This is a genomic window from Streptomyces fractus, assembly GCF_049844455.1.
Classification (GTDB): Bacteria; Actinomycetota; Actinomycetes; order Streptomycetales; family Streptomycetaceae; genus Streptomyces; species Streptomyces fractus.
Genome location: NZ_JBMYHI010000002.1, coordinates 2,695,535 through 2,721,684, shown reverse-complemented (window position 1 = coordinate 2,721,684; position 26,150 = coordinate 2,695,535). Strand labels below are relative to the sequence as shown.

Below are 26,150 nucleotides of genomic sequence, written 5' to 3'. Positions count from 1 at the left end.
GCGCCCTTCTCGTACAGGCGCCTCGTCAGCCTCTCGGTCAGGCGCGGCTCAGAGCCTTTGCCAAAGCTTCAGGTTCGCGCGTCGACACGTAGACGTACGGCGTCGGGTCCGACGGATCGGTGATCTCCGCCCGCACCGCGGTCGTGACGTAGCTGCGCAGCAGCATGAAGGCGCGCGGGTCGGACTTGTAGGTGCGCCACGCGCGGGCCTCCTCCGCGTCCAGGACGTGCACCTCGCCGAGCGCCGACAGCGGGATCTTCGCGTCGCCCGCGACCAGCGAGTCGGCGACGACACGGACCCGGACCGAGCCGTACGAGCTGGTGATCACGGACGCGATGAGCAGGCCGCCGACGAAGCCGCCGAGCAGCGGCAACGGGCCGAAGGGCAGCAGGATGATGGCCCCGACGACCCCCACCATGAACGTGATCAACCACCACGAACGGGGTGCGGTGAGTCGTTCGTCGTAAGGCGTCGTCGAGAGCTCCATGGGGTCAAGCTTGGCACGATGCGTGCACTGATAGGACGCGCGGGTAAGGTCTGCGGCTGTGAGTGGTACTTCTGCAGCTCTGACGCCCCCCGCCGACGCCATAGCCCCGGTGCGGCACCCCGACGCCCCCGCGCCCGGTGAGCTCCTCGGCGCGCACTACGGACACTGTTTCGGGTGTGGCGGCGAGCAGCCGCACGGGCTGCACCTGGAGGCGCGGGCCGGCGAAGGCGTCTCCGTCACCGCCGAGTTCACCGTGCGCCCCGCGCATCAGGGCGCGCCGGGTCTCGCGCACGGCGGGGTCCTCGCGACCGCGCTCGACGAGACGCTCGGCTCGCTGAACTGGCTGCTCCAGGCCATCGCCGTGACCGGCCGCCTGGAGACCGACTTCGTGCGGCCCGTTCCCGTGGACACCGTGCTGTATCTGTCCGCCGAGGTGACGGCCGTCGCCGGCCGCAAGATCTACTCGACCGCGACCGGCCGGATCGGCGCCCCCGACGGGCCGGTGGCGGTGCGCGCCGACGCCCTCTTCATCGAGGTCAAGGTCGACCACTTCATCGAGAACGGCCGCGAGGAAGAGATCCGGGCGGCCATGAGCGACCCCGACCAGGTCAGGCGCGCCCGCGCCTTCGAGGTGAACCCGTGAGCATTGCCCCCAGCGGTCCCGGCAGCGAACTCGGCGTGCTCGTGCGGCGCGTCGACCCCGATGTGCCGCTGCCTTCGTACGCGCACCCCGGTGACGCCGGAGCCGACCTGCGGACCACCGAGGCGTGCGAAATCGCGCCCGGTGAGCGGGTCGTTCTGCCCACCGGTGTGTCGGTCGCCCTGCCCGAGGGGTACGCGGCCTTCGTGCACCCCAGATCCGGCCTCGCAGCGCGCTGCGGAGTGGCTCTGGTGAATGCCCCGGGGACGGTGGATGCCGGGTACCGTGGGGAGATCAAGGTGATCGTGGTGAATCTCGACCCGCGCGAGAGCGTGCGGTTCGAGCGTTTCGACCGGATTGCCCAACTGGTGGTCCAGCAGGTCGAGAGGGTCCGCTTCCAGGAGGTCGCGGAGCTTCCCGATTCGGTGCGGGCCGAGGGGGGCTTCGGGTCCACCGGCGGGCACGCTGCCGTGGGTGACCCGGCCGTCGCCGGTGTCGGCGCGGACGGTCAAAAGGGTGGGAATCGATACGCTTCGGTCGTATCCGACCGGGAAGGACAGTGACGTGTTCGGACGTCGTAACAAGGACGGCGCCGCCGAGGATGCGGCCGGCGAGGCCGAGCAGTTCGCTGAGGACGCTGCCGGCGTCGACACGGACGCACAGGAGTCGGAGCGCGTCCGGCTCGAGCCCGAGCCCCGTCCCGACGGCCCCTGGGACGCCTCCGAGGTCCGCGAGCCCGGCGAGGGCCGGGTGGACCTGGGTGGAATCTTCGTCCCGGGCGTGGAGGGCATGGAGCTGCGTGTGGAGGTCGCGGGCGACGCGATCGTCGCGGCGACCGTCGTCCTCCAGGACAGCGCGATCCAGCTCCAGGCCTTCGCCGCCCCCAAGAAGGAGGGCATCTGGGGCGAGGTCCGCGAGGAGATCGCCTCGGGCATCACCCAGCAGGGTGGCGTGATCGACGAGGTCGAGGGCTCGCTCGGCTGGGAGCTGCGGGCCCAGGTGCCCGTGCAGCTGCCGGACGGCACGGGCGGCTTCCAGGTCGTGCGGTTCATCGGCGTGGACGGCCCGCGCTGGTTCCTGCGCGGCGTGATCTCGGGCCAGGGCGCCGTGCAGCCGCAGGCGGCCGGCCTCCTGGAGCAGATCTTCCGTGACACCGTCGTGGTGCGCGGCGAGGGCCCGATGGCCCCGCGCGACCCGATCGTCCTGAAGCTCCCCGACGACGCGCAGATGGTCGCCGAGAGCTCCCAGGGCGAGGGCCAGGAAGCCTCGCGCTTCTCCGGCGGCATGGGCCAGCTGGCCCGCGGCCCGGAGATCACCGAGGTCCGCTGAGGCGCTCACACCGTCGTACGAGGCCGGGGCCGCGCATCCTTCAGGGTGCGCGGCCCCGGTTTCGCGTATCAGGGTTGCGTCAAGGCCACCCGCCCGGCCGCCGTCCGTCCCATTTGCGCAGATCGCAGGCCGTAGGCTCGACGCTGCGTGGAGCAGTCACGGGAAGACAATGAGGCCATGGGACGCGGGACGCGCGGCAAACTACGTATCTACCTCGGTTCGGCGCCGGGCGTCGGCAAGACGTACGCGATGCTGTCGGAGGCGCACCGCCGGGTGGAGCGGGGCACGGACTGCGTCGTGGCGTTCGTCGAGCATCACGACCGGCCGCGCACCGAGGTGATGCTGCACGGCCTGGAGCAGATCCCGCGCCGGGAGCTCGGCTACCGGGGGACGGTCTTCCACGAGATGGACGTGGACGCCGTGCTGCGGCGCGCCCCCGCCGTCGCCCTCGTCGACGAACTCGCCCACACGAACGTGCCGGGCTCGCGCAACGCCAAGCGCTGGCAGGACGTCGAGGAACTGCTTGGTGCGGGCATCGACGTCATATCGACCGTCAACATCCAGCATCTTGAGTCGTTGGGCGATGTGGTTGATTCGATCACTGGTGTACGTCAACGCGAGACGGTCCCCGACGAAGTCGTCCGCCGTGCCGACCAGATCGAGCTCGTCGACATGTCGCCCCAGGCGCTGCGCCGCCGCATGGCCCACGGCAACATCTACAAGCCCGACAAGGTCGACGCGGCGCTCTCCAACTACTTCCGCCCCGGAAACCTCACCGCGCTGCGGGAGTTGGCGCTCCTGTGGGTCGCCGATCGGGCCGACGAGTACCTCCAGGAGTACCGGGGCGAGCACAACATCCGCTCCACGTGGCAGGCCCGCGAACGCATCGTCGTCGGCCTGACCGGAGGACCCGAGGGCCGTACGTTGATCAGGCGCGCGGCGCGGCTCGCAGAGAAGGGCGCGGGCGGCGAGGTGCTCGCGGTCTACATCGCCCGCAGCGACGGCCTCACCGCCGCCTCGCCCAAGGAACTGGCCGTCCAGCGCACCCTGGTCGAGGACCTGGGCGGCACGTTCCACCACGTCATCGGCGACGACATCCCCGCCGCCCTCCTGGAGTTCGCCCGCGGCGTCAACGCCACGCAGATCGTCCTCGGCTCCTCGCGGCGCAAGACCTGGCAGTACATGTTCGGCCCCGGCGTCGGCGCGACCGTCGCACGCGAGTCCGGGCCCGACCTGGACGTGCACATCGTCACGCACGACGAGGTCGCCAAGGGGCGCGGACTGCCCGTCGCCCGCGGCGCCCGGCTCGGCCGGTCCCGGATCATATGGGGCTGGCTCATCGGCGTCGGCGGCCCCGCGCTGCTCGCGCTGATCCTCACGCACGCCAGCAGCGACCTCGGCCTCGCCAACGACATGCTGCTGTTCCTGTCGCTCACGGTCGCCGCGGCCCTGGTCGGCGGGCTGATTCCGGCGCTGGCCTCGGCGGCGTTCGGCTCGCTGCTGCTCAACTACTTCTTCACGCCGCCCCTGCACCTGTTGACCATCGCCGACCCCCGCAACATCGTCGGCATCGCGATCTTCGTAGGCGTCGCGGTCTCCGTGGCCTCCGTCGTGGACCTCGCGGCGCGGCGCACGCACCAGGCGGCCCGGCTGCGCGCCGAGTCCGAGATCCTCTCGTTCCTGGCGGGCAGCGTGCTGCGCGGCGACACCAGCCTGGACGCGCTCCTCGAACGCGTGCGGGAGACGTTCGCGATGGAGTCCGTGGCGCTCCTGGAGCGGGAGGGCGACACCGAGCCGTGGACCTGCGCGGCGAGCGTCGGCGCACAGTCCCTCGGCCGGCCCGAGGACGCCGACGTCGACATGCCAGTCGGGGACCACATGGCGCTCGCCCTGACCGGGCGGGTGCTGCCCGCGGAGGACCGGCGCGTGCTCGCCGCCTTCGCCGCGCAGGCCGCCGTCGTGCTCGACCGCCAGCGCCTCAAGTCCGAGGCCGACCAGGCCCGCACCCTCGCCGAGGGCAACCGCATCCGTACGGCCCTGCTGGCCGCCGTCTCGCACGACCTGCGGACGCCGCTGGCCGGCATCAAGGCGTCGGTGTCGTCGCTGCGCTCCGAGGACGTCGACTGGTCGCCCGAGGACCAGGCGGAACTGCTCGCCGGGATCGAGGAGGGCGCCGACCGGCTCGACCACCTCGTCGGGAACCTGCTCGACATGTCGCGCCTCCAGACCGGCACCGTCACCCCGCTCATCCGCGAGATCGACCTCGACGAGGTCGTGCCGATGGCGCTGGTCGGTGTGCCGGACCCGGATCTCAGCGTCGACCTTGACGTGCCCGAGACGCTGCCCATGGTCAGCGTCGACAAGGGGCTCCTGGAGCGCGCCGTCGCCAACGTCGTCGAGAACGCGGTCAAGTACAGCCCGCCCGACCAACCCGTCCTCGTCTCCGCGAGCACGCTCGGTGACCGCCTGGAGCTGCGCGTCGTCGACCGCGGGCCCGGCGTCCCGGACGAGGCCAAGGACCGGATTTTCGCGCCCTTCCAGCGCTACGGTGACGCTCCGCGCGGCGCCGGTGTGGGCCTCGGGCTCGCCGTGGCGCGCGGCTTCGTGGAGGCCATGGGGGGCACGCTCGACGCGGAGGACACTCCAGGAGGCGGCCTCACCATGGTCCTCACCCTGCCGGCCGCGACCCGCACCACTCGCACCACTCCTCCGGACCCGGCCCCCGAGGCCGCGCGGACAGCCGTACAAGAAGCCGTACAAGAAGCAGCCGGACAGGCAGCTGGACCCCAGAGAGGCAGGCACGCATGACCCGGGTGCTCGTGGTCGACGACGAGCCGCAGATCGTGCGCGCCCTCGTCATCAACCTGAAGGCGCGCAAGTACGAGGTGGACGCCGCCGCGGACGGGGCGCAGGCGTTGCAGCTCGCCGCCGCCCGCCACCCCGACATGGTCGTCCTCGACCTGGGCCTGCCCGACATGGACGGCGTCGAGGTGATCAAGGGGCTGCGCGGCTGGACGCGCGTACCGATCCTCGTGCTGTCCGCGAGGCATTCGTCCGACGAGAAGGTCGAGGCGCTCGACGCGGGCGCCGACGACTACGTGACCAAGCCCTTCGGCATGGACGAGCTGCTCGCCCGGCTGCGGGCGGCCGTGCGGCGGGCCGAACCCACGGGCGGGCCCGAGGACGAGGGCATCGTCGAGACCGCGGACTTCACGGTCGACATGGCCGCGAAAAAGGTCAACCGGGGCGGGCACGACGTACGGCTGACCCCCACCGAATGGCACCTCCTGGAGGTCCTGGTGCGCAACACGGGCCGCCTGGTCAGCCAGAAGCAGCTGCTGCAGGAGGTGTGGGGGCCGTCGTACGGGACGGAGACCAACTATCTGCGGGTGTACATGGCGCAGTTGCGACGCAAGTTGGAGACCGACCCCTCGCATCCGCGGCACTTCGTCACGGAACCGGGGATGGGGTACCGATTCGAGCGGTGAGCACTCCGAAAGCGGGGTACACCAGCGAGTACGACCCTGTCGCAGGGCCCAGGTACGCTTCCAGTATGAGTGCTGTTCCGCGTTCCGACAGGGCGTCCGAGAAGCCGGCGGGCCGGTTCCGGCGCATGCTCGACCGGCTGTCCAGTTCCCAGGAGGACCTGGAGTCGGAGGAGCTGCGCGAGGACTCGGAGACCACCGGCTGCACGCGCATCGGCGACTGTTCGGACCGACAGATGGTCACCGTTACTGGTACGTTGCGCACGGTAACCCTGCGACCACGCGCCGGAGTTCCCGCGCTGGAGGCGGAGTTGTTCGACGGCTCGGCCGCGGTGGACGTGGTGTGGCTCGGCAGGCGCTCGATCGTCGGGATCGAGCCGGGGCGCAAACTCATAGCTTCGGGACGGATCTCGATGAGTCGGGGCCGTAGGGTGCTGTTCAACCCGAAGTACGAACTCAGACCGCTCGGACGGGAGTAGCCGGTGACGTCCCTCGACAAGCCGACCGATCGTGAACCCGGAGTCGACCAGGACACCGTGACGGACAAGTCCGTGACCGAGGCCGCACTCTTCGAGGCCTTCGGCGGCGTGCGGGGCATGGTGGAGACCGTTCTGCCCGGCCTCCTCTTCGTGAGCATCTTCACGGTCAACAAGGACCTGCACATGTCGGCCATCGCGGCGATCGCGGTGTCCCTCGTCATGGTCGCCGTGCGTCTCGTCATGAAGGACACCGTCAAGCACGCCTTCAGCGGCGTCTTCGGTGTCGCCTTCGGTGTCGTCTTCGCGATGATGACGGGCAACGCCAAGGACTTCTATCTGCCGGGCATGCTCTACACCTTGGGGCTCGCGCTCGCGTACATCATCACGACGCTGTGCGGCGTTCCCTTGATCGGCCTGATCCTCGGGCCCGTCTTCAAGGAGAACCTGTCCTGGCGCACCCGCAATCCGGGCCGCAAGAAGGCGTACGCGAAGGCGAGTTGGGCCTGGGGGCTCATCCTCCTGGCCAAGTGCGCGATTCTGTTCCCGATGTACTTCTGGGCGGACACGGACTCGGCCAACACTCAATTCGGCTGGGTGCTCGTCGCGTTGAAGATCCCGCCGTTCCTGCTGGCCGTGTGGCTCACCTGGGTGTTCCTCGCGAAGGCGCCCGCGCCCATCGACGTGTTCGCGGAGATGGAGGAGGCGGATCGCCAGAAGAAGGCCGACCGCGAGGAGGCGGAGGAGTCCCGAGCCGAGGGCGGCCGCGCGCGACACCGCCGCGAGGCCTGATCCTCGTACGGCACTGAACGACAAAGGCGGCGGCCCCGAGCATCTCGCTCGGGGCCGCCGCCTTCGTTCAACGCGTCAGGCGTCCTCGCGTCGCACCGACAGCAGGTCCTCCAGCTGTTCCTCGCGCGCCTGCGCCGCGACGAACAGCAGCTCGTCGCCCGCCTCCAGGGAGTCCTCCGGGGTGGGGGCCAGGACGCGGGTGCCGCGGATGATCGTCACCAGGGACGTGTCCTGCGGCCACTGGACGTCGCCGACCCGCGTGCCGGCCAGGGCCGACTCCTCCGGGAGCGTCAGCTCCACCAGGTTCGCGTCGCCGTGGCTGAAGCGGAGCAGGCGGACGAGATCGCCCACGCTGACCGCCTCTTCGACGAGCGCCGACATGAGGCGTGGCGTCGAGACGGCCACGTCCACGCCCCACGACTCGTTGAACAGCCACTCGTTCTTGGGGTTGTTGACGCGGGCGACGACCCGCGGGACCCCGTACTCGGTCTTCGCGAGCAGCGAGACGACCAGGTTGACCTTGTCGTCGCCGGTGGCCGCGATGACCACGTTGCAGCGCTGCAGCGCCGCCTCGTCCAGGGAGGTGATCTCGCAGGCGTCGGCGAGCAGCCACTCCGCCTGCGGCACGCGCTCGACCGAGATGGCCGTCGGCGCCTTGTCGACGAGGAGCACCTCGTGACCGTTCTCCAGGAGCTCGCCCGCGATCGAGCGGCCGACCGCCCCGGCTCCGGCAATGGCGACCCTCATCAGTGACCGCCCTCCTCGTCGGGGCCCTCGGCGAACGACGCCTCGACCTTCTCGACGTCGTCCGTGCGCATCATCACGTGCACGAGGTCGCCTTCCTGCAACACCGTCTGCGACGTCGGCAGGATCGCCTCGCCGAGCCGCGTCAGGAACGCGACGCGTACGCCCGTCTCCTCCTGGAGGCGGCTGATCTTCTGGCCGATCCAGGACTCCGACGCGTGCACCTCGGCGAGCTGGACGCCCCCGGTGGGATCGCGCCACAGCGGCTCGGCGCCGGACGGCAGCAGGCGCCGCAGCATCTGGTCGGCGGTCCAGCGGACCGTGGCGACCGTCGGGATTCCGAGGCGCTGGTAGACCTCCGCGCGGCGGGGGTCGTAGATACGCGCCGCCACGTTCTCGATGCCGAACATCTCGCGCGCCACGCGCGCGGCGATGATGTTCGAGTTGTCACCACTGGAGACGGCGGCGAAGGCGCCGGCCTCCTCGATGCCCGCTTCGCGCAGGGTGTCCTGGTCGAAACCGACTCCGGTGACGCGACGGCCGCCGAAACCCGAACCCAGACGACGGAACGCCGTCGGGTCCTGATCGACCACGGCGACCGTGTGGCCCTGCTGCTCCAGGGTCTGGGCGAGTTGGGACCCTACTCGGCCACAGCCCATGATCACGATATGCACGGCCCTACCCCGCACTCCTCATAGGCCTTCTGACCTGCGTAAACGTCCTGCTCATGGCTCTCTCTCGCGGGATGGTCCAGCCGGTGCGGCTCGATCTCGGGCACGATGCGGGCTGCTGTGCGGCTCGCGCTCGGGACCACCGTATCGGCTCTGTAAGGGAACTCCTCCTCCGCGTCGGCGGCGAGATCGTCGAAGGCGTGGCGCAGAGCACGAAGCTGAATGGGGGTGGTGGGTGGGCGACCCCCCGTTCGAACGCTTACGATCCTCTCCGTGTCCAAACTGACCGACGTGCCCAAACGGATCTTGATCGGGCGCGCACTGCGCAGCGACCGGCTGGGAGAAACGCTCCTGCCGAAGCGCATCGCTCTCCCCGTTTTCGCCTCCGACCCGCTGTCCTCCGTGGCCTACGCGCCCGGCGAGGTCCTGCTGGTCCTCTCCATCGCGGGCGTGTCGGCGTACCACTTCAGCCCCTGGATCGCGGTCGCGGTCGTGGTGCTGATGTTCACGGTCGTCGCCTCCTACCGCCAGAACGTCCACGCCTATCCGAGCGGCGGCGGCGACTACGAGGTGGCGAACACCAACCTCGGGCCGAAGGCCGGGCTCACCGTCGCGAGCGCGCTGCTCGTCGACTACGTCCTGACGGTGGCCGTGTCGATCTCGTCCGGCATCGAGAACCTCGGCTCCGCGATCCCGTTCGTGGTCGAGCACAAGGTGCTGTGCGCGGTCGTCGTGATCGTGCTGCTCACCCTGATGAACCTGCGCGGGGTGAAGGAGTCGGGGAAGCTCTTCGCCATTCCCACGTACGTCTTCGTGGCCGGCGTCTTCATCATGATCGCCTGGGGCGCGTTCCGCGGGCTCGTCCTCGGTGACGCCATGCACGCGCCCACCGCCGGCTTCCACATCAAGGCGGAGCACCAGGGACTCGCGGGCTTCGCGCTCGTCTTCCTGCTGCTGCGCGCCTTCTCCTCCGGATGTGCGGCGCTCACCGGCGTCGAGGCGATCTCCAACGGTGTGCCGGCGTTCCGCAAGCCCAAGTCGAAGAACGCGGCGAGCACGCTCGCGCTGATGGGCGGCCTCGCCGTCACGATGTTCTGCGGCATCATCGTGCTCGCCCTCGTGACCGATGTGCGGATGGCCGAGAACCCGGCGAAGGACCTGATCCACAACGGCGTCGCGGTCGGCTCGGGCTTCGTGCAGGACCCGGTGATCTCGCAGGTCGCCGAGGCCGTCTTCGGCGGCGGCAGCTTCATGTTCCTGATCCTCGCGGCCGCCACCGCCCTCGTCCTCTTCCTCGCCGCCAACACCGCGTACAACGGCTTCCCGCTGCTCGGCTCGATCCTCGCCCAGGACCGCTACCTGCCGCGCCAGCTGCACACCCGCGGCGACCGCCTCGCGTTCTCCAACGGCATCGTGCTGCTGGCGGGTGCGGCGGCCCTCCTGGTCGTCATCTACGGGGCCGACTCGACGCGGTTGATCCAGCTGTACATCGTGGGCGTCTTCGTGTCGTTCACGCTCAGCCAGATCGGCATGGTGCGGCACTGGAACCGGCATCTCGCCACGGAGCGGGACCCCGCCAAGCGCCGCCACATGATCCGCTCCCGCGCGATCAACACGTTCGGCGCGTTCCTGACCGGCATGGTCCTCGTGGTCGTCCTCCTCACGAAGTTCACGCACGGCGCGTGGGTGGCGCTGCTCGGCATGTGCATCTTCTTCGTGACGATGACCGTGATCCGCAAGCACTACGACCGGGTCGCCGAGGAGATCGCCGCCCCGGAGACCCCGACGGACGACAGCGTGCGCCCCTCGCGCGTGCACTCCTTGGTGCTCGTGTCGAAGATCCACCGGCCGACGCTGCGTGCGCTCGCGTACGCCAAGTTGATGCGTACGGACACGCTTGAGGCCCTGAGCGTCAATGTTGATCCAGTAGAGACGAAGACCTTGAGGGAGGAGTGGGAGCGTCGAGGTATTGACGTTCCGCTCAAGGTTCTCGACTCGCCGTACCGGGAAATCACCCGGCCGATCATCGAGTACGTCAAGAGCCTCCGCAAGGAGTCCCCGCGCGACGCGGTCAGCGTGATCATCCCCGAGTACGTGGTCGGCCACTGGTACGAGCACCTGCTGCACAACCAGAGCGCGCTCAGGTTGAAGGGCCGGCTGCTGTTCACCCCCGGGATCATGGTGACCTCCGTCCCGTACCAGCTGGAGTCCTCCGAGGCCGCGAAGAAGCGGGCCCGCAGGCGGTCCGAGTGGAGCGCGCCGGGTGCCGTGCGACGCGGTCCGGTCGAGAAGCGCCCGAAGGAGCCCAGCTCCAAGTAGTCGGGACCGTGCCCTGGTGAGCGACCGGGCGACAGCCACGTAAACTGGTCGGTTGTTGTCCGGTCGCTTTTCCGTGGCCGCGACGCCCAAGATTTCCCCCTTACGTACTGGAGCCCCCGCCATGCAGGCAGAACCGACGACGTCACTGGTGGGGGAGGAGTACGAGGTCGAGGTCGGCCCCGTCGCGCACGGCGGCCACTGCATCGCGCGTACGTCCGAGGGTCAGGTGCTGTTCGTCCGGCACACGCTGCCCGGCGAGCGGGTCGTGGCCCGGGTGACCGAGGGCGAGGAGGGCGCGCGCTTCCTGCGTGCCGACGCCGTGCGGATCCTGGACGCGTCCAAGGACCGCGTCGAGGCGCCCTGCCCGTACTCCGGGCCCGGCCGCTGCGGCGGCTGCGACTGGCAGCACGCGAAGCCCGGCGCGCAGCGCCGCCTCAAGGGCGAGGTCATCGCCGAGCAGCTGCAGCGCCTCGCGGGCCTCACGCCCGAGGAGGCCGGCTGGGACGGCACGGTCATGCCGGCCGAGGGCGACAAGCTCCCGCCGGGCGAGGTCCCGCAGTGGCGCACGCGCGTCCAGTACGCGGTCGACGCCGACGGCAACGCGGGCCTGCGCCGGCACCGCTCGCACGAGGTCGAGCCGATCGAGCACTGCATGATCGCCGCCCAGGGCGTGTCCGAGCTGGGCATCGAGAAGCGCGACTGGTCCGGCATGGAGTCGGTCGACGCGATCGCGGCGAGCGGCTCGCAGGACCGCCAGGTGATCCTCGCCCCGAAGCCCGGCGCGCGCCTGCCGATCGTCGAGCTCGACAAGCCCGTCTCCGTCATGCGGGTCGAGGAGAAGGACGGCGGCGTGCACCGCGTCCACGGCCGCCCCTTCGTGCGCGAGCGCGCCGACGACCGTACGTACCGGGTCGGCAGCGGTGGCTTCTGGCAGGTGCACCCGAAGGCGGCGGACACGCTGATGCGCGCCGTCATGCAGGGCCTGCTGCCGCGCAAGGGCGACATGGCGCTCGACCTGTACTGCGGCGTCGGCCTGTTCGCGGGCGCGCTCGCGGACCGGATCGGCGACAAGGGCGCGGTCCTCGGCATCGAGTCCGGCAAGCGCGCGGTCGAGGACGCCCGCCACAACCTCGAGTCCTTCGACCGGGTCCGCATCGAGCAGGGCAAGGTCGAGGCGGTCCTGCCGCGCACCGGCATCTCCGAGGTCGACCTCATCGTCCTGGACCCGCCGCGCGCGGGCGCGGGCAAGAAGACGGTCACCCACCTCACGACGCTCGGCGCGCGCCGCATCGCGTACGTGGCCTGCGACCCGGCCGCCCTCGCGCGGGACATCGGGTACTTCCAGGAGGGCGGGTACCGGGTGCGGACGCTGCGGGCGTTCGATCTGTTCCCGATGACGCATCATGTGGAGTGCGTCGCGATTCTTGAGCCTGCTGAGAAGGGTCGCTGACCTGACTGCCTTGCATTCCACGTGATCGAACGGCCCCGGACCAACGTGTTCGGGGCCGTTCTGTATCCCACGCTGTCTGTACCCCACGCTGCACGAGAAGTCGGCGGCAACCGGCGCACGGTCGGCGTGCAACATCCATTGACGTCTCCGGCACGCGAGTATATGCATTCACACATAGGTGAAGTTGCACATAGCCAATGCTCGTCCGGAGGAGTCCGCGCCCGTGAAGTTCGAGTACGTCCTGCTGGGCCTGTTGGCCCGTTGTCCCTACAGCGGCTATGACCTGCGCAAGTGGCTGGAGACCGAGGGGCAGTTCTTGTGGGCGCGAGCCCACCACAGCCAGATCTACCGCAAGCTCGGGCAGATGGAGGCGGACGGCTGGGTGCGGCATGAGGTCGACGCGCGCGAGGGCCGTCCCGACGCCAAGACGTACCGGCTCACGCCGCGCGGCCGCGAGGTCCTCCTGGAGTGGGTGCGCTCGCCCTACGAACCGCCCGGCCGCTTCCAGGAGATCGACTTCATCGCCCGGTTCAGCGTCGCGGCGCCGCTCGACAAAGGGGCGGCGATCCGGCTCGTCGAGACCGAACTCGAACACCGCCGCAAGCAGATCGCCAAGAACCGGAACCGCGATCGCACCCTGCGCTACGAGGATCCGGCGCCCGGACTCGACCAGGAGCTGGACCTGCAGATCCACAACGCGCTGCACCGTCTCGGGGCGGCGGCCGTGGACCGCTGGGTTGACTGGCTGGAAGAGACCCGGCGCAGCCTGACGGAAGGGAAGCCCGTTCGATGAAGGCCATCATGGTGATGTTCGACAGCCTCAACCGGCACATGCTGCCGCCGTATGGGGCCGACTGGACACACGCGCCGAACTTCGCCCGGCTCGCCGAACGGTCCGTCACCTTCGACAACGCGTACGCGGGGTCCATGCCCTGCATGCCGGCCCGCCGCGAGATCCATACCGGGCGGCACAACTTCCTGCACCGCAGCTGGGGGCCGCTGGAGCCGTTCGACGACTCCATGCCCGAACTGCTCAAGCAGAACGGCGTCTACACCCATCTCGTCAGCGACCACCCGCACTACTGGGAGGACGGCGGCGCCACCTACCACGGCCGCTACAACACCTGGGAGTTCTTCCGCGGTCAGGAGGGCGACCCGTGGAAGGGACAGGTCGCCGACCCCGTCATACCCGAGGACCTGAAAAGGATGCGCTTCGACGTCTACCGTCAGGACTGGGTGAACCGCCCCCACATGGCCACCGAGGACCGGCACCCACAGACCCTCACCTTCGACGCCGGTCTGGAGTTCGTCCGCACGAACGCGGACGCCGACCGCTGGTTCGTCCAGATCGAGACCTTCGACCCGCACGAACCGTTCTTCAGCCACCAGCCGTACAAGGACCTCTATCCGCACGACTACGAAGGACCGCACTTCGACTGGCCCGACTACAAGCGGGTCGTGGAGAGTGACGACCAGGTCGAGCACGGCCGGTTCGAGTACGCGGCCCTCCTGTCGATGTGCGACCACTCGCTGGGCCGCGTCCTGGACACCATGGACGAACTGGAGCTGTGGGACGACACGTTGCTGATCGTCTGCACCGACCACGGACTGCTGCTCGGCGAGAAGGGCTGGTGGGGCAAGAGCGTCCAGCCGTGGTTCAACGAACTCGTCCATCTGCCGCTGTTCGCCTGGGATCCGCGCGCCGCCACCGCCGGAGTCCGGCACGAGGCACTCGTACAGACCGTCGACCTGGCCCCGACGTTCCTCGAGTTCTTCGGCGTCGCCCGCCCGCGCGACATGCGGGGCGAGCCGCTGCCGATCGCCGAGGACACCCCCGTACGGGAGGCGGGTCTCTTCGGCATGCACGGCGGGCACGTCAACGTCACCGACGGCCGGTACGTCTACATGCGGGCACCTGCCTCGCCCGACAACGCGCCCTTGTACGAGCACACGCTGATGCCGACGCACATGCGGGGCCGCTTCTCGCCCGCCGAACTCGTGGACCTCGAACTGGCCGAGCCGTTCACCTTCACCAAGAACGTCCGCACCGTGCGCGTGCCCGGCCGCACCCTGGTCAACCCCTACCACCACGGCACGCTTCTCTTCGACCTGGAGACCGACCCCGAACAGAGCACGCCCCTGATCGACGACGACGCCGAACTGCGCATGGCCACCTTGTTGGTGGAGCTGATGCGGGCCGAGGACGCGCCGCCCAGCCAGTACGAACGCCTCGGGCTGCCCGCCGAGGGGCCGGTGACACAACATCACCTGCTGCTCCGCTCCCAGCGTGAACAGGCGCAACGGTCCGCTCTGCCGCTGCCCCGCGCCGAGGACTACCCACAGGGACGCCTCTCACTGCGTACGCCCCTCAAGGCGCTGCTCTCCGACCCGGTCGCCGTCGAAGTGCTGCGCAGGCACCTGCCCGGTGTCGTCGACTCCGAGTTCCTTCAGATGCTCGGCGCCACACCGCTCATCGACGCCGCCGCTATGGCGGGAGCGATGTTCCCTGTGCCGGGTCTCCGTCGTGTCGCCGAGGAACTCGCACAACTCTGAGCCCGCCGCGGCCGCTTGAGCCGGTGACGGGGTTGCAGCCCCGTCACCGGCAGTCGGCCTTCCACCTCCCCGCCGATCTCCCGCCAAGAAAATCGCGGAGAAACGAGAGGGCCCGATGACCGAGCTTAACCAGAGCACCGTCATGGCCACAGCCGAGGCCCGGATCGAAGGGCGCTGGCGGCAGCTGTCCCTGCTCGGCGGCACCCTGCTGGTCGACAGCACGGAGGCGAGCCTGGTCAGCAGCCTGTTCCCGCTGATCCGGCAGTCCCTCGGGGTCTCGCTCGGCGCCCTGGGGATACTGACCGCCTCCAGCAAGATCGTGGGCGCGTTCACCGGCCCCTTCTGGGTGTGGGCCGCGCAGCGCTGGTCGCGCAAGAGCGTCCTCGTCGTGGCCACCGGGCTGTGGGGAGTCTGGGGGATCGCCGCGGGCTTCTCACAGAACTTCGCCCAACTCCTCGTCCTCTACACCGTCCTGGCGGCGGGCTACGCCGCCGCCCATCCGGTCATCACCGAGGTGATCGGCGACCTCTTCGGCGGATCGTCCCGCGGCCGCGCGGTCGGTCTGGTCTACGGCGCGGTCTCGCTGGTCAGCGCCGGGGTCGGCCCGCTCCAGGGGCAACTGGCCGGCGTCGACGAGGGCTGGCGCTGGGGCCTGTGGGGTATCGGCACCTTCAACATCCTGCTCGGCATCGCCCTTTGGATCTGGTTCCGCGACCCGGGGCGCGGAGCGGCCGAGCAGCAACTGGCCGATCTCGACCGCGCCACGCGGGACGCCCACTCGAAGCTCACCTGGGACAAGGCGCTCTCGCTGCTCAAGACCCGCAGCCTGGTCATCCTCCTCGTCTCACGACTCCTCTCGGGCCATCTCCTGGTGGGCGCCTTCGGGGTGGTGTTCCTGGTGGACGAGTACGGCTTCAGCACGCAGGAGGCGTCGATCGTGCTGCTGCCCTTCGGCATCGGCTACTTCCTGGGCACGCTGCTGGGCGGCGTCGCGGCCGACTGGGCCACCCGGCGCAGCCCGCGCCACGGACTTGTCGCGGTCCTGCAAGCGGCCCAATTGGTCTTCGCGCTCGTCGCCTTCCTCGGCACACAGTTCGACTACGGCAGCATCGCCCTGTTCGGCATCTTCTTCGCCCTCATGGGCGCCATGCAGGGGGTCAACCCCAGCGTCAACCGCCCCATGGTCATGGCCATCACCCCGCCCGAGCTGCGGGGCGCCGCCTTCGCGCTCTACGTCTCCATCTTCGAGGCGATCGCCTGGGCCGCGTTCAGCCTCGGCGCCGGCTTCCTCGGCGACGCCGTCGGCCTGCGCACGGTCTTCCTGTGGGCCCTGGTGATCCTCATGCTGATCAACGGCGCGTTCCTGACACTCCTCTACCGCTCGTACGCCGATGACGTGGCCCGTGTCCAGCGGGAGCTGGAGGCCCGACGTGATCAGGCGCTCGGGCGCAGCGCCTGATCGCATCGGGCGAGGACAGTCATACGGCCAACCGGTACCTGCGCGAGGATCAGCCGGGCAGGCCGGCCACCACGATCTTCGTCGTCCCTCCGTCCTTCACGTCCGTGGCGTAGAACGCCACCTGGTCACGGTTGTTGATGCCGATGCCCTCGGTCGGGATCCAGTGGGAGGTGTCGACCATCGCGTTGAGGTCGTACATCCGGCCCTCGGGGTCCCAGACCACGGCCGTGGTCGTGTCGGGCGCGGTCTCGGCGGTGCCGACGATCCAGCCCGCGTCGTTCACCTTCAGCGCCTTGGCGTCGAAACCGAAGTCGGGCAGCCGGGTCATCGTGCCGCCCGGTGCGAGGACGAAGGCGTCGTCGCCGCTGGTGCCGACGATCGTGCCGGAGGAGTTGACCGACTCGGCGTAGCTGTCGGTCATGCCCGGGAGCGTGCCCAGGTCGGTGATCGTGCCGTCGGTGTTCCAGCGCACCGCGCGCCGCTTGCCGTCCTTGGAGGAGTGGCCGACCGCTACGCCCGCGTCGTTGAGGGCGAGCGGCTCGGTCTGGGACCGGCTCGCCGTCAGGTGGGCGAGCTTGCGGTAGCCGTCCTTCGCGGTCCAGATGTACGGGTCGTTCACGGTGATGTTGCGGCCGGTCGCCGGGTCCTTCACGTACCCGGTGGCGTTGCCCACGACCGTGCCCTCGCTGTTGACGGCGAAGCCGCGCGCGAAGGTGTACGCCTCCCAGTCGGGCAGCGGCAGCGTGGTGAGGTCGCCGTCCGCGTTCCAGAAGGCGGCATGGGTGACCTTGTCGACCGTCAACTGGCCTGTTGCGTAACCGTTCTTCGCGCTCTGGCCCAGCGCGTAGCCGGTGCCGGTGCCGGAGTTGCCCAGCAGGGAGACACCGCTGTCGGGTGACCAGCGGATGGGCCGGGTGACGCTGGAGACCTGCTGGGAGCCAACGACCCGTCCGCTGTCGTCGAGGGCGAACCCGACCGCGGGCCCGAACGAGGCGGTGACGTCCGCCTGCGGCTGGGTGACCTTGCCGAGCAGGACGTCGGCGCTGCCCAGCGTGGTGCCCTTCTCCGTCGCCAGCGAGAACCGGCCCACGAGCCGTCGGCCGGCCGGTGGCGCGACGTCCGGGACCAGGCGGCCACGGATCTTCGTGGACTTGCCCGGGGCGAGCGCGACGGGCTTCGCGTCGTCCACGGTCACCGAGCCGAGCGACTTCGAGAACAGGGTGTCCTGGATGTCGAACGTGGTGCTGCCGGAGGGGATGTCCGTACCGCCGACGTAGATCAGGTAGTAGCCGGGGGCCGGGTCCTTGAGGGTCAGTGACTCGCGGGCGCCTCCGTTGGTGGAGGAGGCGATCAGGGCGCCGGACTGGCTGATCAGGTACAGGTCGAGGTCGGCGTTCTTGTCGGAGGCGTTGCCGAGGTTCACCTCCAGACGCGTCGCGTCGCGCGGCACCGCGATCTGCTTGCCCGTCATCTGCTGGTCGGCCAGGGTCGGGTGGGCCTCGGAGAGTGCGCCGACGCCGCCGCCCACCGCGTGCGCGGTCACCGGGGCGAAGCGGTTGACGGCTGTGTAGGTCCGCTCGACCGGGGAGTGCAGCGCCGCCTCGTCGACCACCGTGGACGCCGGGTCGAGCTGTGCGCCGAGCACGGTCGCCGACAGCTTGTAGGGGTTCTCCAGGGCCGGGGAGGTGCGCCGTGCCTCCACCTCGAACTCCCAGACGCCGGGCATCGGTTGCTCGTAGGTACGGGTGTCGGTGGCGCAGTCCTTGGTGTCCGAGAAGTGGGTGTAGCAGCGGCTGACGGCGGTGTCCTCCACCGGCATGCCCTGCGGGTCGACGGCTAGGAAGCGCGCCTGGCTGTCGTCGGCGACGCCCGACAGGTCCATGGTGAGCGCCGAGGCGCCCTCGGGTACGGCGACGAACAGCGAGCGGGTGGCGTTGCGGTCCACGCTGCCCTTGGCGGACACGGCGTACGACGGCTTCGCCGGATTCGCGGCGGCCACGACGGTGACCGGGACGAGCCGGTCGACGCCCGGTGTGGCCGGGTCGTCCACGCGCAGCAGCGCCGAGTGGGCGCCGGTGGACTTCGCCTGGGCCCGGACGGTGACCGTGGTGGCCTCGCCCTCGCCGAGCGCCACGCTGCGCGGCGCGCTGAACGTGCTGTCGTTGCCCAGCCACGACAGCTGGGCCGTACCGCTGCCGGAGCCGGTGCGGGTCAGTTGCACCGCGTACGTCCGGGGACGGTTGAGCTCCTGCCCGCCGTCACCCGGCGCGCAGCGATTGTACACGCCGGCGCCGGACTTGGGGGTGGGGAGCAGCCCGGCGAGCGCACCGCACACCGGGGCCTTCACGTCGTACGCGGTCGGCTCGGCGTTCTTCGCCAGCAGCTTCCAGGCCGCCGGGACGGAGATCAGACCGGCGCCCTGTGCGTACGCCGGCTGGTCGTCGAGGAACTCGGCCGAGCTGGTCAGGGCGGTGCGCAGGGCCGCAGGGGACGCCTTCACGCCGGAGTGCGAGGCCGCCGAGAGGAGTAGGGCGACGGCTCCCGCCGCCTGGGGCGAGGCCATCGACGTACCGTTGAACATGCCGTAGCCCGGCGGGAGTTCATAGCCGGTGTCCGGCACGCCCTCGCCCGGCATCCAGGTCGGTATGGAGGACACGGCGGCGCCCGGTGCGACGACCTCCGGCTTCATGCCGCCGTCCTCGCGCGGACCGCGCGAGGAGAAGGGGAACAGCGACTGACGGTCCTTGACCTGGGAGCCGTAATCGGCCCACCAGGTGTCCTTGCTGACGGAGGCGCCCACTGCGAGCACCTTGTCGGAGACCGCAGGGTCGGCGACGGTGTTCATGCCGGGGCCGTCGTTGCCGGCCGACGACACGATCTGCACGCCGTACTCGTCGATGAGGCGGTTGTAGAGGACCGCGCGCACGTTGTCGCCGTCGTTGAGCGCGGGCAGCCCGCCGATCGAGAGGTTGACGACGTCGACGCCCTTGTTCACCACGGCGTCGATCATTCCCTCGGCGAGGGCGTAGGAGGTGCAGCCGGAGGCGAAGAGACAGACCCGCTCGGAGACGATGCGGGCGCCGGGCGCGGCGCCGTTCATCTTCCCGCCGAACAGCCCGTGACCTGCGGTGATTCCGGCGACATGGGTGGCGTGGGAACCGGAGACGATGCCGATGTTCACGAAGTCTGCGCTCTTGCCGACACTGGTGCCGCCGCGCGCGGAGAGGTCCACGCCGTCGCGGTACTCGACCGTGAACGGCATCGACTCGGCGACCGCCGTCTTCGGGTCGTCGGTGCCGAAGGTGCCCCACTTGCCGCTCTTGGCGTACGGCTCGACCACGTCGGCGTCGGTGAACTTCCGGTCGAGGTCGGCGTCGACCCAGATCCGGTGATCCGACTTCCGGTACAGGACGCCGAACCGGTCCTTGTAGTGGCCGTCGCGGTTGACGTCGCCGCCGAGTTCACTGCTGTACGTCGTGTCCTCGTCGAACAGCCGGAACTCGTAGTCGCCGTCGGGCGCGGAGTAGGTGACACCGCCGGACGTGAAGGCACCGCCGCTCGCGGTCACCTTCAGGTTCATCTCCAGCCACGTCGGGTCGGCGTCGGTGACCGGGTCGGTGGCCGTCACCCAGTCCTGGATCTTCGGCTCACCCGTCGTGGTCGTCCGCAACGCCGGGTGGGAGGCGTCGACGCCGGTGTCGAGGATGCCGACCGTGACGCCGCGGCCGTCCCAGGTGGGGTGGTCGGCGGTGAAGGAGGCGGCGCCGGTGTCCGCGACCGGCAGATACGGGTTGTCGGCCGGGGTGTCCTTGCCGGGGGCGGCCGGGGCGGGGGAGCCCGTCTTCCCAGCGGCCTTGGCGGCCTTGGTGTCCGCGGCGGTGACCGGCGACGGGTCCGGGATCTTGTACGTCTCGCTCAGGTCGACGGCACGCACCGAGGAGAGCGCGGCCAGCGCGGTGACCTTGCCGGTCGGCACCGTCGCACGGACGTAGCCGAGCTTGTCGTCGGCCTTGCCGACGTGGCCGCCGAGGTCCGCGATCTTCGCGCGCAGGGCCTTCGTGCCGCCCTCGCCGGTGGCGAGCATGACGGTGACGGTGCGCTTCTTGCGGCTCTCGGCCTTCTGCAGCAGCGTCCGGTCGTGGGAGCCGAGCTTGTCCTTGTCGGAGGTGAGCGCCTTCTTGGGGGAGTCGGGCGCGGGCGCGCCCAACGGGTGCGGCACATCGGCGGCTTGGACGGGCAGGGCGGACAGGCTCAGCAGCGAGCCGGTCAGGCCGGCCGCCAGGACGACGGCGGTGAACCGTCTTCTGCGGCGGGTGGCGGAGCGTGGCATGGGTGGCCTCTCGGGCGACGCGGAAGACCTCCGGGGGATCACCGGAGGCCGTGGTGACGGGTCTACCTAGCGAGGCGGCGTCCCGCACCGGAGATGCGTGGCGGGTATATGACAAGGCGCCAAATCGCCACGCTCGTACGCAGATGCGCGCCCCGACCCGTGGCGAGTAGCTGCCACGTCGTAATCCCGTCACCTGCTGGGCTTCTCCGCGGGCCGCCCGGCGGCCCATGATCGGGCGATCCCCCACCTCCCCGCGCCGGTGCGACGGCGGGAGGCCCTTCACCGTCCAGATGCGGAGCACGCCATGCCGACGCAGGCCCCGGGGCACGGACGCCTCGCCTTGACCGCCGCTGCCGCCGTGCTCGCGCTCCTGGCCGCCGCGGCGCCCAACGCCCTTGCCACGCAGTCCACTTCGGCCGGGTCGACGAGCGCCCGCGACGTGCTCGCCTCCCTCGACGACCAGGAACTGCGGGCGTTGCACCAGATGGCGGACCTGGACGCGGGCGGCCTGCATGTCACGGACAAGGCGGCCCTGCGCAGCGCCGCTCCCGTCGACGTCATCGTGCAGCTGCGCACCCCGCCGGCCCGGACCGCCCGGCTCCTGGCCGCCGCCGAGGGGCGCCCGCTCAGCGACGCCGCCGCCCAGGGTGCGGTGAAGAAGGCCCAGAGCAACTTCCGTTCTGCGCTGGACGGGATGTTCCCGCGGACCGGCGCGGCGAGCGGCGGCAAGAAGGCCGCGGTGCCCCGTCCCGGCCGCACCTTCACCCACAGCTTCGACGGCATGAGCCTGCGGGTGCCCGGCAACCGGGTCGCGGACCTGCTGGACCACGACGAGGTCTCCGCCGTGTGGCCCGACACCACGGTGAAGGCGCTCGCCGACCCGAAGCCCTCCGCCTCCACCGCGAAGGCGGGGTCCGGTGCGGCGGACGACGGCGTCGACCGGCTGCACGCCGAGGGAGTCACCGGCAAGGGCGTCAAGGTCGGCATCATCGACACCGGCATCGACTACCACCACCCCGACCTCAAGGACGCCTACGCGGGCGGACACGACTTCGTCGACGACGACTCCGACCCGATGGAGACCACGTACGCCGACTGGAAGGCGTCCGGCAAGGCCGAGACCAATCAGGGCGCGACGTACTACACCGAGCATGGCACCCACGTCGCCGGCATCGTCGCGGGGCGGGGCGCGGCCTCCAAGGAGCGTGCCGCGCACGGCGTCGCGCCCGGCGCCTCCGTGTACGCCTACCGGGCGCTCGGGCCGTACGGCAGCGGCCGCACCAGCGACATCCTCGCCGCGATGGACCGGGCAGCCGACGACGGCATGGACGTCGTCAACATGTCGCTCGGGGCAGCGGTCAACGAGCCGCTCAGCCCGCAGGCGCTGGCGGCCGACAACATGGTCCTCGACGGCATCACCATGGTCATAGCCGCCGGCAACAGCGGACCCGACGCCCAGACGCTCGGCACCCCGGGCGCCGCCGCCCTGCCGCTCACGGTCGGGGCGCACGACGAACCGATGACCCTGCCCGCGTACACCCTGAGCGCGGGAACGGCGAAGGCAGAGGGCCGGCTGCTCGCCCGGTCCTTCGACGACGCGCTCGACGAACTCGCCGACGGCACCTGGCCCGTCGCGGACGCGGGCACCGGCACGGCCGCCGGCTACACCGACAAGGACGTCACCGGCAAGGCCGTCCTGATCGCGCGCGGCGGCATCAGCCTCGACGAGAAGGTGAGACGCGCCAAGAGCAAGGGCGCCGCCGCCGTCCTCCTCGTCAACTCCGACGCCGACGAGGGCCACATACCGTCCTACCTCGGTGAGAGCCAGGCGTACGTCCCTGCGTTCTCGGTGACCTCCGCCGACGGGGCAGCGCTCGCCGCCGCCGGTTCCTCCGCACGGCTGTCGCTCGCCCCGGCGGGAACGTTCACCCTGGGCGACGGCGCCCTCGCGGACTTCAGTTCACGCGGCCCCGTCTACGGCACGGGCGCCATCAAGCCGGAGGTCGCGGCGCCCGGCGTCAGCGTCCTGTCCTCCGTCCCCGCCGACACGGTCGACCCCGAGGGCGGCGACTACACCTACGCGTACGCACGTCTGAGCGGCACCTCCATGGCGTCCCCGTACGTCGCCGGAACCGCGGCCCTGATGCTCCAGCACGACCCGGGCCTCGACCCCGACGCCGTCAAGACGGCGATGATGAACACCGCGGCGCCGCTGCCCGGTGACAACAGCGTCTTCGAGGAAGGGGCGGGCGCCGTCGACCCGTACGCCGCCGTGCACACCGCGGCCACCGTGGACGCCGCGGCCCACACCCCCTACGTATCCGTCGACAAGACACCCGGCGAACTCGCCTACAGGACCGGTGCGTTGGACCTCGGGGTCCTGCCGCTCGGCCGCAGGACGGCCGAGGCGCACACACTGCGCCTCGCCAACGACAGCGGTGAGCGGGCCACCTACCGGGTGACGACCGAGTTCACCCGAGGCTCCGGCGCATCCGGTGACGCCGCCGCCGCGCACATCACGCTGACCACCGCCACGACGATCGGTGTCGCGAAGCACGGTGACGCGAAGGTGCGCGCCGACCTGAATGTGCCCTCCTCGGCGCCCGCCGGATACTACGAGGGCCACATCACGCTGACACCCGTCTCCGGCAACGGGCTCGGCACCCTGCGCGTCCCCTTCGGCATGCGGGTAGCCAAGTCCGGCTTCCAGGCGATCGACATGACCAAGTCCCTCGTGTCCACGAATCAGTTCTCCGACGCCGGGTCCGTGGGCGGCGGCGCCGCCACCTTCGACGTGACGATGGCGGGCCAACTGCGCACCGTCGAGGTGTTCCTGGCCGACGCCCACGGCAAGGATCTCGGCTACATCGGCGGGGTGAGCACGGCGGGTCTCACCGAGGGGGTCCGGTACGGGCCGGTGAACGTCCCCGGCTGGTACTACCCGTTCACCGGGCGGTCCGCCACCCCCGTCGACCCCAGGGGCCGCTGGATCGGCGACGGCCACTACCGGCTCCGCATCGTGGGCACCGACGCCCAGGGCGGCACCGACACCGAGACACGCGACATCTACGTCGACTCCCACGCGCCGTCCTACGACGACGCCTACGGAGCCTGGGACCCGTCCCACCCCACAGTCGCCGAACGCCCCGCCGACGCCTCCTCGTTCACCGTCTCCGGCACCCTGCGCGATGCCCAGACCGACGCGATCCACGACGCCGGACTCGACATCGGCCAGGACGACAACGCGCTCTACTACTCCGCCTACAGCCCCAACGCCCCTACGGGCCACGCCAACGCGGACGCCCAGGGCAAGGTCAGCGCCTCGATCCCCCTGACCGCCGCCTCGCCGACCGCCTACGTCAAGCTCTGGCCGACGGACGCCGCGGGCAATATCGGGGACGTGCGCGTGCTCAACGTCGTCAAGGCGGGCCTGCCCTATGTGGTCGGCGACGCGGACGCCCCGGCGGCCCGCGCCGGGGACCGCGTCACGTACACCCTCACCGCGCACGACCTCGCCCACTGGAAGTCCTTCACCTCTCAGATCCGCTACGACGACCGCAACGTCAAGCTGGTCGACGTCGAGCCGACCGCCGAACTCGCCGCGCACAGCCCCTCGTCGATCCGGCGCACCGACGTGTCCAGCGGGGCGGGCTCCTCCAGCACCGTCTCCTTCGACGTCCTCGGCGCGGACGGTCTGAGCGGCAGCGACATGCCGCTCCTGAAGGTGACGTACGAGGTGACCGGCGAGCACTGGACGACGTCCGCGGGCCTGACCACCGGTACGACGTACGCCTTCGACACCGCGGACACGAAGGTGCCGCTGAACTTTCAGTTCTACGGCGCGGTCCGCATGCTGAACCCCACGTCCTCCTTCGCCGCGCGGCCCGCCGCCGAAGGGCTGCTGACCAAGGACTACGCGTACGACGACGCTCGCGACTACAGCCTCGACGGCTTCCAAGCGTCGCTCACCGCACCGGACGGCACCCGCAGCACGCTGACGGCCGACGCGGCCGGCCGGATGGCCGACAGCACGCTCGCCCCCGCCGGGAAGCCGTACCGCTTCGAGGTCAGGGTCCCCGGCCACTTCACCTGGTACGAGGACGTCGACCTGGGCCTGCACGGGTACGGGAGCGTGGCGGGCACCAACGCCTCGTCCCAGGCAGCGCTCGTCGCCGGTGACGTCAACGGCGACGACGTCATCGACGTACGCGACGCCGCGGCGGTGTACGCGGCCCGCGGCAGCGCGGAACGGGCGGCGGACATCGACCACGACGGCACGGTCGACGCCAGGGACCTGTCCTTCGTGGAGCTCAACTACCTCCGGCAGAACTCCACTGCCGACCGCGTCACCGATCCGGTGCGCTCCCTGCACGGCCGGACACTGAAGTACTACGTCGACCGGATGTGACCACCCAAGCGGCCCCGCCTCACACCCAGTTGTTGCGCATCGCGTACCAGCCGAGCTGCACCCGCGAGGTCACCGCGGTCAGGTCCATCAGGGCGCGCACCCGCCGCTGCACCGTCCGCGGCGACGTGCCGAGCTGGTTGGCCGTCGCCGCGTCGGTCAGCCCCGAGAGCATGAGTTGCAGGATCCTGCGGTCCATGGGGCTCAGGTCGCCTTCCTCGCGCAAGTACGGGCGCGAGCGCCGCCACACCGACTCGAAGAGCTCGACGGCCAGCAGCGTGAGCGGCGCCCGCAGTTCCATCGACCGGCCCGGCTCCAGCTGCACCAGAGCGGTCTCGCCGTCCGCGACGATGAGCTTGATCAGCGGCTGGTCCACGACACGGATCTGGTGGCCGTCGGCGAGGCGTTCGTCCAGTGCGCGCAGCGCCGCCGGCTCGGCGAGGAAGGCGGGGTCGACGACGACGCGGTAGGCGGCCTCGTGGTTGCCGTCGTGGCGCAGCGCGTCGGGCGCGGTGTCCGGCGGCGGGGCCCCCTCCAGCAACGTGGTCGGGACCGGGGCCACCGTGTTCGCCCCGGACTGGAAGAGCAGCAGCGACGAACGCGCCCCGTACTCGATCTCGTTGACGCGGCGAGCCTGCTCCTCGCGGCTCGACCAGGTTCTGACGAGCCGCTCCGTGTCCGGCCCGGGACCCGGCTCCCACTGGTTGAGCAACCGGGTCAGCGTCCCTTCGGCCCGGCGCAGATCCTCCTGGAGGTCGGCGAAGCGGGAGCGCAGCGCGGAGTCGGCACCGGCGGTGGGGCGGAACGGTATTCCAAGGTCGGACGACATGGGCCCAGTCTCGCCGCCATCCCCCCTGTCGCGCCATCCTCTCCTGCCCCAACGCGTGTGCGGTGCGGCCCCGGGCGGCGGCGCAGGCGCTGGCGAATTCACGCCAGGGCACTACTCGCCACCTCCATCTCCCCTGTTCCGTACCGGAATTGGCGAGTCTGTTGCGCACCGGATCCCTCCC

General features: G+C 70.5%; 18 protein-coding genes. 13 read left to right on the top strand and 5 right to left on the bottom strand.

Annotation, left to right across the window (positions count from 1 at the left end; genetic code table 11):
* Nucleotides 1-37: 37 nt before the first annotated feature.
* Nucleotides 38-487: a DUF3093 domain-containing protein gene (locus tag ACP4E5_RS14070; protein WP_425828558.1), complete on the bottom strand. Its 450-nt coding sequence runs from the start codon at nt 485-487 to the stop codon at nt 38-40.
* Nucleotides 488-545: 58 nt separating this feature from the next.
* Here ACP4E5_RS14070 and ACP4E5_RS14065 point away from each other — a divergent pair, with 58 nt between their 5' ends.
* The 7 genes from ACP4E5_RS14065 to ACP4E5_RS14035 all read left to right on the top strand — a co-directional run bounded on the left by ACP4E5_RS14065 (nt 546) and on the right by ACP4E5_RS14035 (nt 7,209).
* On the top strand, nt 546-1,130 hold the full coding sequence (locus ACP4E5_RS14065) for a PaaI family thioesterase (protein WP_425828556.1): 585 nt from the start codon (nt 546-548) through the stop codon (nt 1,128-1,130).
* Nucleotides 1,131-1,165: 35 nt separating this feature from the next.
* Nucleotides 1,166-1,690 (top strand): dUTP diphosphatase, encoded by a 525-nt coding sequence (gene dut, locus ACP4E5_RS14060; protein WP_425841312.1) that lies wholly within the window; start codon nt 1,166-1,168, stop codon nt 1,688-1,690.
* A gap of 1 nt (nt 1,691) precedes the next feature.
* Nucleotides 1,692-2,456: a DUF3710 domain-containing protein gene (locus ACP4E5_RS14055; protein WP_425828554.1), complete on the top strand. Its 765-nt coding sequence runs from the start codon at nt 1,692-1,694 to the stop codon at nt 2,454-2,456.
* A gap of 177 nt (nt 2,457-2,633) precedes the next feature.
* Nucleotides 2,634-5,264: an ATP-binding protein gene (locus ACP4E5_RS14050; RefSeq protein WP_425828552.1), complete on the top strand. Its 2,631-nt coding sequence runs from the start codon at nt 2,634-2,636 to the stop codon at nt 5,262-5,264.
* Complete coding sequence (locus ACP4E5_RS14045) at nt 5,261-5,944, top strand: response regulator (protein WP_425828550.1); 684 nt, start codon at nt 5,261-5,263, stop codon at nt 5,942-5,944. Before ACP4E5_RS14050 ends, ACP4E5_RS14045 begins: the two co-directional genes overlap by 4 nt.
* Before the next feature lie 65 nt (nt 5,945-6,009).
* The gene (locus tag ACP4E5_RS14040; RefSeq protein ID WP_425828548.1) at nt 6,010-6,420 is read left to right on the top strand and encodes an OB-fold nucleic acid binding domain-containing protein; all 411 of its coding nucleotides are present in this window, start codon (nt 6,010-6,012) and stop codon (nt 6,418-6,420) included.
* 3 nt (nt 6,421-6,423) lie between these two features.
* Nucleotides 6,424-7,209 (top strand): DUF3159 domain-containing protein, encoded by a 786-nt coding sequence (locus tag ACP4E5_RS14035; protein ID WP_425828546.1) that lies wholly within the window; start codon nt 6,424-6,426, stop codon nt 7,207-7,209.
* A gap of 75 nt (nt 7,210-7,284) precedes the next feature.
* Here ACP4E5_RS14035 and ACP4E5_RS14030 read toward each other — a convergent pair whose 3' ends face one another.
* Both ACP4E5_RS14030 and ACP4E5_RS14025 read right to left on the bottom strand, forming a co-directional pair.
* A complete protein-coding gene (locus ACP4E5_RS14030) occupies nt 7,285-7,956 on the bottom strand; it encodes a potassium channel family protein (protein ID WP_425828544.1) in 672 nt (223 codons plus the stop codon).
* On the bottom strand, nt 7,956-8,627 hold the full coding sequence (locus tag ACP4E5_RS14025) for a potassium channel family protein (RefSeq protein WP_425828542.1): 672 nt from the start codon (nt 8,625-8,627) through the stop codon (nt 7,956-7,958). Before ACP4E5_RS14025 ends, ACP4E5_RS14030 begins: the two co-directional genes overlap by 1 nt.
* A gap of 270 nt (nt 8,628-8,897) precedes the next feature.
* Here ACP4E5_RS14025 and ACP4E5_RS14020 point away from each other — a divergent pair, with 270 nt between their 5' ends.
* The 5 genes from ACP4E5_RS14020 (at nt 8,898) to ACP4E5_RS14000 (ending at nt 16,405) form a co-directional block, all read left to right on the top strand.
* On the top strand, nt 8,898-10,943 hold the full coding sequence (locus ACP4E5_RS14020; protein ID WP_425828540.1) for an APC family permease: 2,046 nt from the start codon (nt 8,898-8,900) through the stop codon (nt 10,941-10,943).
* A 121-nt stretch (nt 10,944-11,064) separates the two neighbouring features.
* Complete coding sequence (locus ACP4E5_RS14015) at nt 11,065-12,393, top strand: class I SAM-dependent RNA methyltransferase (protein ID WP_425828538.1); 1,329 nt, start codon at nt 11,065-11,067, stop codon at nt 12,391-12,393.
* A gap of 223 nt (nt 12,394-12,616) precedes the next feature.
* Nucleotides 12,617-13,186 (top strand): PadR family transcriptional regulator, encoded by a 570-nt coding sequence (locus ACP4E5_RS14010; RefSeq protein ID WP_425828536.1) that lies wholly within the window; start codon nt 12,617-12,619, stop codon nt 13,184-13,186.
* Entirely contained in the window at nt 13,183-14,946 is a 1,764-nt protein-coding gene (locus tag ACP4E5_RS14005) for a sulfatase (RefSeq protein WP_425828534.1), read from the top strand. Before ACP4E5_RS14010 ends, ACP4E5_RS14005 begins: the two co-directional genes overlap by 4 nt.
* A 115-nt stretch (nt 14,947-15,061) precedes the next feature.
* On the top strand, nt 15,062-16,405 hold the full coding sequence (locus tag ACP4E5_RS14000; RefSeq protein WP_425828532.1) for an MFS transporter: 1,344 nt from the start codon (nt 15,062-15,064) through the stop codon (nt 16,403-16,405).
* Nucleotides 16,406-16,454: 49 nt separating this feature from the next.
* Here ACP4E5_RS14000 and ACP4E5_RS13995 read toward each other — a convergent pair whose 3' ends face one another.
* Nucleotides 16,455-20,735 carry a S8 family serine peptidase gene (locus ACP4E5_RS13995; RefSeq protein ID WP_425828530.1) on the bottom strand — a complete coding sequence of 1,427 codons (4,281 nt, stop codon included), beginning with the start codon at nt 20,733-20,735 and terminating at the stop codon, nt 16,455-16,457.
* A gap of 304 nt (nt 20,736-21,039) precedes the next feature.
* Here ACP4E5_RS13995 and ACP4E5_RS13990 point away from each other — a divergent pair, with 304 nt between their 5' ends.
* Complete coding sequence (locus tag ACP4E5_RS13990) at nt 21,040-25,143, top strand: S8 family serine peptidase (protein ID WP_425828528.1); 4,104 nt, start codon at nt 21,040-21,042, stop codon at nt 25,141-25,143.
* 19 nt (nt 25,144-25,162) lie between these two features.
* Here ACP4E5_RS13990 and ACP4E5_RS13985 read toward each other — a convergent pair whose 3' ends face one another.
* On the bottom strand, nt 25,163-25,969 hold the full coding sequence (locus tag ACP4E5_RS13985) for a helix-turn-helix transcriptional regulator (RefSeq protein WP_425828526.1): 807 nt from the start codon (nt 25,967-25,969) through the stop codon (nt 25,163-25,165).
* Nucleotides 25,970-26,150 lie beyond the last annotated feature (181 nt).